General features: G+C 63.9%; 15 protein-coding genes and 1 pseudogene. 5 read left to right on the top strand and 11 right to left on the bottom strand.

Annotated features, from left to right (window positions below):
- Positions 1-2: 2 nt before the first annotated feature.
- From Q4543_RS07980 to Q4543_RS07950, 7 genes are all read right to left on the bottom strand, one after another.
- Entirely contained in the window at positions 3-1,034 is a 1,032-nt protein-coding gene (locus tag Q4543_RS07980) for an enoyl-CoA hydratase/isomerase family protein (protein ID WP_303437306.1), read from the bottom strand.
- Positions 1,035-1,053: 19 nt separating this feature from the next.
- The gene (locus tag Q4543_RS07975) at positions 1,054-2,193 is read right to left on the bottom strand and encodes an acyl-CoA dehydrogenase family protein (RefSeq protein WP_303437304.1); all 1,140 of its coding nucleotides are present in this window, start codon (positions 2,191-2,193) and stop codon (positions 1,054-1,056) included.
- A 109-nt stretch (positions 2,194-2,302) separates the two neighbouring features.
- A complete protein-coding gene (locus Q4543_RS07970) occupies positions 2,303-3,433 on the bottom strand; it encodes a glycosyltransferase (protein ID WP_303437303.1) in 1,131 nt (376 codons plus the stop codon).
- A gap of 60 nt (positions 3,434-3,493) precedes the next feature.
- Entirely contained in the window at positions 3,494-4,624 is a 1,131-nt protein-coding gene (locus tag Q4543_RS07965; RefSeq protein WP_303437302.1) for a carboxylate-amine ligase, read from the bottom strand.
- Positions 4,625-4,673: 49 nt separating this feature from the next.
- Entirely contained in the window at positions 4,674-5,093 is a 420-nt protein-coding gene (locus Q4543_RS07960) for a hypothetical protein (protein WP_303437300.1), read from the bottom strand.
- A gap of 95 nt (positions 5,094-5,188) precedes the next feature.
- A complete protein-coding gene (locus tag Q4543_RS07955; RefSeq protein WP_303437298.1) occupies positions 5,189-5,626 on the bottom strand; it encodes a hypothetical protein in 438 nt (145 codons plus the stop codon).
- Positions 5,627-5,864: 238 nt separating this feature from the next.
- Positions 5,865-7,364, bottom strand: coding sequence for a CoA-acylating methylmalonate-semialdehyde dehydrogenase (locus Q4543_RS07950; protein WP_303437398.1), 1,500 nt, complete (start codon positions 7,362-7,364; stop codon positions 5,865-5,867).
- Between the two features lie 124 nt (positions 7,365-7,488).
- Here Q4543_RS07950 and Q4543_RS07945 point away from each other — a divergent pair, with 124 nt between their 5' ends.
- The 3 genes from Q4543_RS07945 to coaD all read left to right on the top strand — a co-directional run bounded on the left by Q4543_RS07945 (position 7,489) and on the right by coaD (position 9,447).
- On the top strand, positions 7,489-8,385 hold the full coding sequence (locus tag Q4543_RS07945; protein ID WP_303437296.1) for a LysR family transcriptional regulator: 897 nt from the start codon (positions 7,489-7,491) through the stop codon (positions 8,383-8,385).
- 57 nt (positions 8,386-8,442) lie between these two features.
- Positions 8,443-8,877: a CBS domain-containing protein gene (locus Q4543_RS07940; protein WP_303437294.1), complete on the top strand. Its 435-nt coding sequence runs from the start codon at positions 8,443-8,445 to the stop codon at positions 8,875-8,877.
- A gap of 78 nt (positions 8,878-8,955) precedes the next feature.
- Complete coding sequence (coaD, locus tag Q4543_RS07935; protein ID WP_216004682.1) at positions 8,956-9,447, top strand: pantetheine-phosphate adenylyltransferase; 492 nt, start codon at positions 8,956-8,958, stop codon at positions 9,445-9,447.
- Here the strand turns inward: coaD and Q4543_RS07930 are convergent, their stop codons facing one another.
- Positions 9,448-9,594, bottom strand: a complete 147-nt coding sequence (locus Q4543_RS07930; RefSeq protein ID WP_216004683.1) for a glyceraldehyde-3-phosphate dehydrogenase — start codon at positions 9,592-9,594, stop codon at positions 9,448-9,450. It lies immediately after the preceding gene.
- Between the two features lie 59 nt (positions 9,595-9,653).
- Entirely contained in the window at positions 9,654-9,821 is a 168-nt protein-coding gene (locus Q4543_RS07925) for a hypothetical protein (RefSeq protein WP_216004684.1), read from the bottom strand.
- A gap of 262 nt (positions 9,822-10,083) precedes the next feature.
- On the opposite strand from Q4543_RS07925, the gene Q4543_RS07920 reads away from it, so the two are divergent.
- Positions 10,084-10,299, top strand: coding sequence for a hypothetical protein (locus Q4543_RS07920; protein WP_303437291.1), 216 nt, complete (start codon positions 10,084-10,086; stop codon positions 10,297-10,299).
- A gap of 67 nt (positions 10,300-10,366) precedes the next feature.
- Here Q4543_RS07920 and gap read toward each other — a convergent pair whose 3' ends face one another.
- Both gap and Q4543_RS07910 read right to left on the bottom strand, forming a co-directional pair.
- Positions 10,367-11,368, bottom strand: coding sequence for a type I glyceraldehyde-3-phosphate dehydrogenase (gene gap / locus Q4543_RS07915; protein WP_216004686.1), 1,002 nt, complete (start codon positions 11,366-11,368; stop codon positions 10,367-10,369).
- Between the two features lie 93 nt (positions 11,369-11,461).
- Complete coding sequence (locus Q4543_RS07910) at positions 11,462-11,605, bottom strand: hypothetical protein (RefSeq protein WP_303437289.1); 144 nt, start codon at positions 11,603-11,605, stop codon at positions 11,462-11,464.
- 172 nt (positions 11,606-11,777) lie between these two features.
- Here Q4543_RS07910 and Q4543_RS07905 point away from each other — a divergent pair.
- A pseudogene (locus Q4543_RS07905) lies at positions 11,778-11,882 on the top strand (IS5/IS1182 family transposase); the annotation flags it as partial.
- Between the last annotated feature and the right edge of the window lie 127 nt (positions 11,883-12,009).

Genomic DNA, 12,009 nt, shown 5'->3' with positions numbered 1-12,009 from the left:
TGTCACAGCGCCAGCTCGGCCGCGCCCAGCGGGGCGAGCATCGCTGCGATCTGGTCCGGCGTCACGTCCGCTGGCTGGAACCGCCAGTGCGGGTCGCGATCCTTTTCGATGATCTGCGCGCGCACGCCTTCGAGGAAATCGCCCTCTTCGACGGCGCGGTGCGAGACGCGGTATTCCTGAACCAGCGCGGCGCGAATGTCGCTGGGATCGGCGCGCAGGCGGCGCAGCATTTCGATGGTCAGCGCCATAGACAGCGGCGCGTTGCGGCGCAGCGCCTTGAGTGCGGTGGCGGCAAGATCGCTGCTTGCCGACTCGAGTGCGGACAGGATCGCAGCCACGCTCTCGCCTCCGAACAGCGCGGTGATCTCGGCCTGCGATGCGGCCAGCGGGCTTTCCGGGGCCGAAGCCGCCGCCGCGCCAAGTGCTGCGGTGTCGCCGCTGTCGCACAGCGCGGCCTTGAGCGCGGGCCAGTCGGATTCGGGGATGAACAGATCGGCGAAGCCTGCGTAGAGCGCATCGCCCGGCCCCATGCGCGCGGCGGTCAGGCCAAGATAGTCGCCAACCCGCCCCGGCGCGCGCGACAGCAGCAGCGAGCCGCCAACGTCGGGTACAAAGCCGATGCCACATTCGGGCATGGCTATCTGGGCGCTTTGCCCGACCACCCGGTGCGAGACATGCCCCGCCAGCCCGACACCGCCGCCCATGACAAAGCCATGCAGGAAGGCGACGATCGGCTTGGGGAATTCTGCCAGCAGGGCGTTCATGCGGTATTCATCGGCCCAGAACCTGCGACCCAGATCGAAGTCGCCCGCCTTGCCAGCGCGCCAGACATCGGCGATGTCGCCGCCAGCGCAAAAGGCGCGCTCGCCCTCGGCATCAAGGATAATCAGCGCCACGGCATCGTCCTGCGCCCAGGCGATCAGCGCGGCTTCGATCTCAAGGCACATCTGGTGGGTCAGCGCATTCAGCGCCTTGGGCCGCGTCAGGGTGATGCGGCCGGCGCAACCTTCGATGCGGGCGTGGATGTCGGGCATGGTGGTTCCCTTGTGAGGTTCAGGCGGAGACGAGGCCGCGCGCCACGATCAGGCGCATGATTTCGTTGGTCCCCTCGAGGATCTGGTGCACGCGTAGATCCCGGACAATCTTTTCGATGCCATAATCCGCAAGATAGCCATAGCCGCCGTGCAGTTGCAGGCATTGATCGGCCACCTTCGATCCGGCCTCGGTGACGAATTTCTTGGCCATGGCGCAGTATTTCGGCGCATCCGGCGCGCCCTGATCGAGCTTCCACGCCGCCTGACGCAGGAACACGCGGGCGGCCTGCAATTCGATCTCCATATCGGCAAGGCGGAATTGCAGCGCCTGAAACTGGTCGATGCTTTGCCCGAAGGCGCGGCGTTCCGACATGTATTGCAGCGTCGCATCCAGCGCCGCCTGCGCCGCGCCAAGCGAGCAGGCCGAGATGTTCAGCCGCCCGCCATCCAGCCCCGCCATGGCGTAGCGAAAGCCCTTGCCTTCCTTGCCCAGCAGGTTGGCTGCGGGAATTTCAGCGCCGTCCATCTGCACCTGCCGGGTGGGCTGGGCCTTCCAGCCCATCTTTTGTTCCAGCCCGCCAAAGGACAGCCCCGGCGTGCCGTCATCGATCAGAACCGCCGAAATGCCGCGCGGGCCATCCGCGCCGGTGCGTGCCATCACGACATAGGCGTCGGAATAGCCGCCGCCCGAGATGAACGCCTTGGTGCCGGTCAGGCTGTAGCCGGTTGCGGTGGTCTGCGCCTTGGTGCGCAGCGCGGCGGCGTCCGAGCCAGAGCCGGGCTCGGTCAGGCAATAGGACAGCACGGTTTCCATGCTCAGCGCGCCGGGCAGGTAGCGCGCCTTGAGATCCTCCGAGCCATAGCTGTCGATCATCCGGGCGCACATGTTGTGGATCGACAGAAAGGCGGCGACGGCGGGGCAGGCCATCGACAGCGCCTCGAACACCAGCGTCGCGTCCAGCCGCCCAAGGCCCGAGCCGCCGGAGTCTTCGCTGACATAGATGCCGCCAAGCCCAAGCTCGGCCAGTTTTGGCCACAGCTCGCGGGGAATGGTGCCGTCGGATTCCCACGTGCGCGCATGGGGGGCGATGTGCTCCTGCCCAAAGGCATGGGCCATGTCGAAGATCGCCGATTGCTCTTCGCTCAGCGCAAAATCCATGGGACTCCTCCCTTTCTCATGGAAATTGAACGTTTGTTCAGATCATGTCGGCAGTTGCGGCGGAATGCAAGCGGCGATGCGGCGGCGGACGCTGCGAAATTTGCGCTCCTCAGGCGATGGTGTCGCGGATCACGGTTTCGACCTTGGCGAGCAGAACCGCATTGTCGAATTTCGCCACGGCGGTGGCGCGGGCGGCGGCGGTCATGGCGCTGCGATCGCTCATGTTCAGCAGTTGCGTGATGCCGCTGGCAAAGCCCTGCTCGTCCCATTCATCGACCAGCAGGCCGTTGATGCCGTGCTCGACCGCCTCGGGGATGCCGGCGTGCCAAGTCGACAGGGTGATGCAGCCGCAGGCGAGCGCCTCTTGAATGGCTGTGGGCAGGCCTTCGGTGTTGCCGTTTTTGGCGGTGACCGAATGCTGAAGGAAGGTCTCGGTGGTGGTCAGATGCGCGCGCACCTGATCATGCGGCAAAGCGCCGGTAAAGGTCACTTGCGCGGCGATGCCAAGATCGGCGGCCATGGCCTTGCAGCTTTCGAGCAAGGGGCCACCGCCGATGAAGGTCAGATGCGCCTCGCGGCCCCTCGCGGCGCTGGCAAAGGCTCGCAGCGTCACCTGCGGCGCCTTTTTTTCCACCATGCGCCCGACGGCAAGGAACGAGCCGGGCGTCTTTGGCCCCGGGGTGAAGCGGCGGATATCGACCCCCGAGGGCACCACATGGGCGTTGGGGTGCGTCACCCCATGGGCGGCCAGATTGTCGAGCAGGAACTGGCTGACCGAAAACACCCCCGCGAGGCGCGGCATCATCCGCTTGTAGGCCCGCACGATCTGCTTTGAGCGCAGGGCAAAGCTGGCATCGGTGCCGCGAAAATAGGTAAAGACCGGGATGTTCAGTGCGGCCCCGAGCTTGGCCACCACCAGCGCCTGCGTGCCGAATTCCGCAAGGATCACCTGAACCTGCTGCGCGTGCAGCCAATCGGCAAGGCGCTGGCGATTGTCGCCAAAGGGCAGGCGGCCCGTGCCTTCGATTGCGGCGTTCCAGCCCATGGCAAAGGGCGCGCGCAGCTTGTCGGCGGTGCTGAGCGGTGCGCGGCGCACGAACAGCGGCTTGCCGAACGGGTCGGCGCCATTGAACCGCCCGGTCAGCACGCAGGTATTGCCGCCGAAGGCATGTTCGATATGGCGGTTGATGAAGGTCTCGCCGGGGACGTGAAAATCCGAGGTGACGATGCAGGTCTTCATGTGGTTGTCCCCTGTCTGGCGCGCCCCGTTCATGCCGTGCCAGGGCGGGGCGCGCAAGGGTCAGAGCCCGTCGTGGAATTCCGCGACAAGATGGGCGACCACCGCGCGCATCCGCGCTTCGCTGCCTTCGGGATAGGGCGCGGCGACGGCGCGCTGTCGGCTGGCCGAGGTTCCATTCTGCACGACGCTGTGGATGCGCTGCACTTCGGCGGTGCAGCCAAGCGCCTCGGCATCTTCGCCGATCAGCGCCAGCAGTTCCTCGGCAAGCTGGGCAAAGGGCACGATCGCCCCGGCGCCAAAATCGATCAGCCCCTCGGTGACACCATAGCGCTGCGCCCGCCAGCGGTTCTCTGCAACAAGGAAATTCTCGTAGATCCGCCAGCGCTGGTTGCGCCGCCGCAACCGCCAGAGCATCCGCAGAATGCATTGCACCAGCGCCGCCAGCATCAGCGTATCCTCGATGCGCGGCTGCACATCCATGATCCGGGTTTCCAGCGTGGGAAAGCGCGACGAGGGGCGCATGTCCCACCAGATCTTCGAGCTGTCCTCGATCAGCCCGAGGTCGATCAGCGTCTGCACCGAGCGTTCGTAATCCTGCCAGCCAGAGAAATGCGGCGGCAGACCGGTGCGTGGGAGGTTGTCGAACACCGTCAGGCGATAGCTGGCCAGCCCGGTGTCCTGCCCCTGCCAGAACGGCGAGGAGGTCGAGAGCGCCAGCAGATGCGGCAGGAAATACACCGCCTGCCGCATCAGGTCGGCGCGCAGGGAGTCGTCGTCGATCTCGACATGCACATGCATGCCGCAGATCAGCATCCGGCGCACCACCGCCGCCAGCGCGCGGCGCAGATCGTTGTAGCGGTCCTTGTCGGTGTGCGATTGTTGCTTCCAGTCGGCCAGCGGATGGCAGGAGGCGGCAATCGGGGCCAGGCCAAAGCTTTGCGCATGACGGGAGACGGTGCGGCGCAGGTTTTGCAAATCGCTGCGGGCCTCGGCCACGTTGGCGCAGGGCAGGGTGCCGATCTCGACCTGACATTGCAGGTATTCGCGGCTGACCTGAGCGCCCAGATCGGCCCGGCAGGCATCCAGCAGCGCCTCGGGCGCTTCGGCCAGCGCCAGCGTCTCGGCATTGACCAGCAGGTATTCTTCCTCGATGCCGATCCTGAAGGCGGGGTCTCGGGTTTTTTGTGGCATGGCGGTCCTCCCGGTGTCAGAAGACCATCCGGGAGCCGTTGCGGCAAGCCTAGCGCGCGGCGCGCAGGAATTCGGCGATGGTGCGCTCGGGCTGTTCGATATATTCAAGCGCCGGACCCTCTAGGCGGAACACATCCATCTGGTAGGGCAGCGCGTTGTCGGCGATCTGGTGATACATGCGCGACGCACCATAGGCGAGATCGTCGGGCGCATAGCAGGCATAGCGCGTTCCCGGAAGCACGCGGCTGCACAGCCGCGATTCAACCCCGACCATCGACAGCGTTTGAAGGAAATCCAAAACCATGTCCTCGACCCGCGACAGGTCGGCAAGGATTGCCGTGCCGGGGTGCACTTCGCCGGCACCCTGAAGGCGCTCGACCACCGAGATATATTCGGACGGGGTCGCGATCCCGGCGAAACGAAGGTAGGCGAGGTTTCGTCGTGGATAGAGGGTGAGTTCAATTGACATATGTGGTCTTGAGATCTCTATAGCACGCTAAGGTGGTATTTGTTGGTATTTCACACTCGCCCAAGCTGTGTGGCGCCTAGCGAAAGTCAAGAGGTTCAGCTGTCGGGCCGACTGCGCCCGGTGTTTTCCAGAAGGTCTGCGACACAGGTTTCGGGCAGTCCGAGCAGCGACAGTGCCTCTTGCTCGGATTGCTGGATCAGCGCGACAACGGCATCGAACCCCTCCCAGGATCTCAGGACCAGCTGCGCCAGTTCAAGGCCAAGGCGCGACGGCGCATAGTACACCATCAATGTCTGGGTGCCGCCGCTGCCGAACTGGTCGGCCTTGCGGGCCTGAATGGCCATCAGCCGGGTGAAGTCACGTTCATATCCGGTGACGCCGGACAGATCGACGAATTGCTTTTGCCCCGGGCGCGCCTGCGGGTGCTGCATGTAGCGGCCGAACGCCTTCATCGTATCGTCGATCAGCGCGAAGCCTTCGTAACGAACATAGACCAGTCCCCGGTCGGCGAGGATGTGAAAGTCGATCGACATATGTGAAATCGCACCGGTGAACACAGGTAAGTCGGTGGCCAGGGCATCATGCTCCGGTGCATCCGATGGCCAAAGCTTTGGCGCGGGTTTCGTAATTTGCAAGTGTTTCGTTTGAAGGACTTACGGAAAGTTCCGGGCGTTGCCGATGCGCACTGCGCTGTCTGGCCGGGGCAACGCAAAAAGGGGCGACCGACCGGCCGCCCCTTTGAATGTCTTGTCGATCAGGCGCGCAGCGCGGTCAGTCCATCGCCTTGAAGTTGAACTCGCCGCCTTCCTTGATCCCCGAGAACCAGCGCGCCGTGACGGTCTTGGTCTTGGTGTAGAAACGGAACGCGTCGGGGCCGTACTGGTTGAGATCGCCAAAGGCCGATTTCTTCCAGCCACCGAAGGTGTGGTAGCTCAGCGGCACCGGGATCGGGAAGTTGATACCGACCATGCCGACGTTCACCCGATGAGCGAAATCGCGCGCGGTGTCGCCATCGGCGGTGTAGATCGCCGTGCCGTTGCCGTATTCATTGTCGATCACCAGCTCGAGCGCATCTTCGTAGGTTTCGGCGCGCACCTGCGTCAGCACCGGGCCAAAGATCTCCTGTTTGTAGATCTCCATGTCGGGGGTGACATTGTCGAACAGCGACGGGCCGACGAAGAAGCCGTTTTCATAGCCCTGAAGCGTGAAGTCGCGTCCATCGACCACCAGCGTCGCGCCGGCATCGACGCCCGAGGCGATCAGCCCTTCGATCCGCGACTTCGACGCGGCGGTGATGACGGGGCCGTAATCGACGTCTTCGCCGCCGGTGTAGGGGCCGACCTTCAGCTTGTCGATGCGCGGCAGCAGCTTTTCGACCAGCTTGTCGGCGGTTTCCTTGCCGACAGGAACCGCGACCGAAATCGCCATGCAACGCTCGCCCGCCGCGCCAAAGCTGGCCCCGACCAGCGCATCGGCGGCCTTGTCAAGATCGGCGTCGGGCATGATGATCATGTGGTTCTTGGCGCCGCCAAAGCACTGGGCGCGCTTGCCGTTGTTGGCGGCGCGGCCATAGATGTACTGCGCGATCGGAGTCGAGCCGACAAAGCCCACCGCCTGCACGGTGTCATTGTCGAGGATCGCATCGACGGTTTCCTTGTCGCCGTTGACCACCTGCAGCACGCCTTCGGGAAGGCCCGCTTCGATGATCAGCTCGGCAAGGCGCAGCGCGGTCGAGGGCACGCGCTCGGACGGCTTGAGGATCATCGCATTGCCCGAGGCCAGTGCCGGGGCCATTTTCCACAGCGGGATCATCGCGGGGAAATTGAACGGGGTGATGCCCGCGACCACGCCCAGCGGCTGGCGCATGGAATACAGGTCGATGCCCGGCCCGCCATTGTCGGTGTATTCGCCCTTGAGCAGGCTCGGCGCGCCCATGCAGACCTCGACCACTTCAAGCCCGCGCTGCACATCGCCGCGCGCGTCGGGCAGGGTCTTGCCGTGCTCCATCGACACCAGCTCGGCAAGTTCGTCCATGTGCTCGTTGATCAGGGCGCCGAATTTCATCATCACGCGGGCCCGGCGCTGCGGGTTGGTCGCGCCCCATGCCTTCTGCGCCTCGGCGGCCTTGGCGACGGCATCGTTGAGTTCTTCGACCGTGGCCAGCGGCACCTTGGCGATGACTTCCCCGGTGGCGGGGTTGAACACGTCGGTAAAGCGGCCCGAGGTGCCCTTTACATGCTGGCCGTTGATGAAATGGGTAAGCTCTTTCACGTCCTGATGGTCTTTCATGGTCGGCTCCTGCGGTATTGGATCTGGCCATAGACTAGTCTTGCGAAATTGCAGCGTACAGGGGTAATCAGGCAAAAGGGTTTTGCGTTTTTGCAAAGGTGAGGCAATGCGGGACAACTGGGACGATTTGCGGATTTTCCTTGCCGTGGCGCGCGGGGGCGGGCTTTCGGGCGCGGGCCGGGTGCTGCGGATGGACCCGGCGACCGTGGGGCGGCGGGTGGCGCGGCTCGAGGAAACGCTGGGCCAGCCGCTGTTCGTGAAAGGCCCGCAGGGCTATGCGCTGAGCGAAGCCGGAGCGCGCCTGTTGAGCCATGCCGAAAGCGCGGAGGCGGCGCTGGGGCAGGGCACGCAAGCCGTGCGCGGGGCCGGGACCGGCATGTCGGGGCAGATTCGCATCGGGGCCCCGGACGGGCTGGCGAATTTCCTTTTGCCGCAGGTCTGCGCGCAGATCGGCGTCGAAAATCCCGATCTGGAAATTCAGATCGTCGCGCTGCCGCGCATCGTCAACCTGTCGCGCCGCGAGGCGGATCTGGCCATCGGCGTGTCGGCCCCCACCGCAGGCCGGCTGGTGGTGCAGAAGCTGACCGATTACCGCCTGCATCTCGCGGCGTCCGAAGACTACCTTGCCCAGCACCCGCCGATCCGCAGCAAGGCGGATCTGAGCGCGCATCGGATCATCGGCTACATCCCCGATATGATTTTCGACAAGGAACTGGATTACCTGTCGGAAATCGGCATCGACCGGGTCGGTCTCGCATCGAATTCGGTGTCGGTGCAGTTTCACTGGCTGCGCCTTGGGGCAGGGATCGGCATGGTGCATGACTTCGCGCTGCCCGCGGCGCCGGGGCTGCGAAAGATCCTGGCAGAGGACATCTCGCTCAGCCGCAGCTTTTACCTCGTGCGCCACGCTGATGACCAGAGGCTGGGGCGGCTCGATAGATTTGCCAAGGCTTTGCTGCATGGCGTGCGCCGCGAGTTGACCCGGCTTGAAGGTCTGAGTTGACAAACTTCCCCCGGGAGCCGAGCCTTCCATCAATACCAGAGCGATGGAGGAGTGCTCATGCAGGTTCAGCAGATTCTCAAGGACAAGCGCGAGGATGGCGTGTTCACGGTTGGCCCCAAGGCCACCGTGGCCGACGCGGCGCAGGTGCTCGCCGAGCGGCGTATCGGCGGCGTCGTGATCTCCGAAGACGGTCTGACCCCGCTTGGCATCCTGTCGGAACGCGACATCGTGCGCCGCCTTGCAGCCGAAGGTGCGGCTGTGTTGGGACAGTCGGTCGAGTCGCTGATGACGAAAGAGCTCAAGAGCTGCACCCGCACGGATGACAGCGACGAGGTGCTGCGGCGCATGACCGAAGGGCGGTTCCGCCACATGCCGGTGGTCGAAGACGGGGTGATGGTCGGGATCATCACCATCGGCGACGTGGTTGCGGCGCAGATCTCCGAACTGTCGATGGAGAAGGACGCGCTTCAGGGAATGATCATGGGCCACTGAACGGCGAAGGCACCCGGAAGGGGTTGCAATCTTTGACGCAATATTGTTGCGTGCCGCAAAACGGCGGAGGGTCACCCCATGCGTATCGGTCTTTATCCCGGCACTTTCGATCCGATCACGATCGGTCATATCGACATCATCAGCCGGGCCACCGTTCTGGTCGACCGGCTGGTGATTGGTTGCGCGATCAACCGCGACAAGGGGCCGCTGTTCTCGCTGGAAGAACGGGTCGCGATGATCGAGGCGGAATGCGCCGTTCTGTCAGAGCGGACCGGAACCGAGATCGTGGTCCACCCGTTCGAGAACCTGTTGATCGATTGTGCGCGCGATGTCGGCGCACAGATCATCATTCGCGGCCTGCGAGCGGTCGCGGATTTCGAATATGAATTCCAGATGGTGGGGATGAACCGGGTGCTCGACAGCAGCGTCGAGACCGTGTTCCTGATGGCCGAAGCCCGTCACCAGGCGATTGCCTCGAAGCTGGTCAAGGAAATCGCCCGGCTGGGTGGCGACGTCAGCAAATTCGTGACGCCGCCGGTCTATGCCGCGCTGCAGGAGCGGTTTGCCTGATCAGTTGCCGTAGACGGCGCGATGCGCCAGTTCGGCCTCGTGGCCGACGATGTCGCAATCGAACCGGGTCTTGGCCGGCAGGGTGTTGAGCGTGTGCAGCGTGCGGTGGTAGGCATAGCGGCGAAAAAGTGCGTTCAGTACGGACATGGGTGTTTTCCTTTAAGTCCAATGGCCGATGCATCGGGCACCGGCCGGGTGCCTATGTGTCAGGCGCGGCCGTAGACGGCCAATGCGGCGATGCGGCGTGCATCGCCCGGGTTGATGTCCAGATCGAGCGCCACATCCAGCGGCATGCTGCGAAGCTCTCGCAGGGTGCGCAGGTATTTGACTCGACGTTCCAGACGGGATCCGAGGGTTTTCAAGAGGTGGTTCATGGTATTGCTCCGTGGCTCCTCCCTCGTTGCTGTTGGCGCTAACTTAGGGTTTGCTGCGGTGCAGCACAACTTCCGAGAAGGTCTTCCCGCCTTGCAAAAACTGCATGGCACGACGGGGTTTCGCGGGCTCTGGTTAAGACGTTTTTGCCGCACACGGCCGGATCGCCCTTGTATGCAAGGGCGTAAGGGAATTGTTCATCCTTCGGCGTTAACCTTACGCCCATGAAAGACAGGAGTAGGGTGCCGCTCAAGGAGACAATTCATGGAAATTCGTTCGGGAACACCATCGCTGCGCCGTCACGCCATTCATGCCGTGCCCGCCGCCGCGCCGCCAAGCGCCGTTACCGTGCACCGCAGGCTGCCGCCACCGGCGCCCGTCACCACCGATATGCTGCCATCGTGGAAAGCGGCGCGCGCGCGAGATCATGGCGCAACGCGCGGCTATGTCCTTGCAAGGACCTTGATGCAAGACGAGTAAGGGCGAGGCCGCTGCCGGCCCCGCCCCTGAAAGCATCCAATTTGCCGGGCGCGCGCCCGGCGAGGGATCAGATCAGCTTGCCCATGGCGACAGCAGTGTCGCTCATGCGGTTCGAGAACCCCCACTCGTTGTCATACCATGTCAGGATGCGGACCATGGTGCCGTCCATGACCTTGGTCTGATCCATGTGGAAGATCGACGAATGCGCATCGTGGTTGAAGTCGATCGAGACATTCGGCTTTTCGGTATAGCCCAGAACGCCTTTGAGCGGGCCGTCTGCGGCGGCCTTGATCGCGGCGTTGATCTCTTCGACGGTGGTCGGCTTGCTGGCTTCGAACACCAGATCGACAACAGACACATTCGGCGTCGGCACGCGGATGGCGACACCGTCAAGCTTGCCGTTCAGCTCGGGCAGCACGAGGCCGACGGCCTTGGCCGCGCCGGTCGAGGTCGGGATCATCGACATCGCCGCAGCGCGTCCGCGGTAGAGATCCTTGTGCATCGTGTCCAGCGTCGGCTGGTCGCCGGTGTAGCTGTGGATCGTGGTCATGAAGCCCTTGATGATGCCGACCGTGTCGTTCAGGGTCTTGGCAACGGGCGACAGGCAGTTGGTGGTGCAAGAGGCGTTCGACACGATGATGTCGTCCGCGGTCAGCGTGTCGTGGTTCACACCAAAGACGATGGTCTTGTCCGCACCCGAGGCAGGGGCCGATACCAGCACGCGCTTCGAGCCGTTCTGAAGATGCAGCGCAGCCTTGTCGCGGGCCGTGAAAATCCCCGTGCATTCCAGCACCACGTCGACGTCGCCCCAGGGCAGGTCGGCGGGGTTGCGCTCGGCGGTGACCTTGATCGGGCCGCGCCCGGCGTCGATGGTATCGCCCGAAACCGTCACGGTCTGCGGGAAACGGCCATGGACGCTGTCGAATTGCAGCAGGTGGGCGTTGGTCTCGACCGGCCCCAGATCGTTGATGGCGATGACCTCGATATCGGTACGGCCCGACTCGATGATGGCGCGCAGCACGTTACGGCCGATGCGCCCGAAGCCGTTGATGGCGACTTTGACGGTCATTGGGAGACTCCTCGCTATGGTGAATTTGGTGTTTGCGGGCAAGTCATCAGGTTCGCGGTGACAAGTCAACCTGCCGTATCGACGCGGCGCGGGCTAGCGCCAGAACGCAACCCAATCGAGCAGGGCAAACAACTTGCGGCCAAGGAACAGCAAGTGATCCGATCCAAAAAACCACGTGTCCAGCGCCAGCAGCGCGACGATCAGCAGGGCAAGCCAGATGGCGATCCGATTGGTCATGCCCCCTGATGCCAGAGCCCGCGGGGGCTGTCACGCGCCTTGTGCAGCGCCCGGAGGCTTTGTTGCCCAAATCCCGTCAGGGATTCACTGCGTAAATCCAGCAAGATAGCTGGAAGGCATGCGCAGTTGGTCCCCCGCAACATACAAGATCACGCACAGCTCGTCTTACAATGACCGCACGGGCATCACATCCGTGGGTGAAGGCGAGTGGCATGCCCGCAAGCATGGCGGCTCCAAACCGCGCAGCTGGCGAAAGATATACATAGGAAACGATGAATAAACGCTTGAGGTTCGGACTGTCCACCGCCCGGCGGGCGATTTGCATGGCAGGTAGTGTCCCAACGCTTGGTGTAGGAGGCCGCGCGCGGAGCCCCCGGCGTAGCGCAGCGCGCGGCCGGGTGTGA

The sequence above is a fragment of the Salipiger sp. 1_MG-2023 genome, assembly GCF_030547555.1.
In the GTDB taxonomy this organism is placed as follows: domain Bacteria; phylum Pseudomonadota; class Alphaproteobacteria; order Rhodobacterales; family Rhodobacteraceae; genus Salipiger.
The sequence above is the reverse complement of the archived record's forward strand: the minus strand, read 5'-3'. Positions and strand labels throughout refer to the sequence as shown.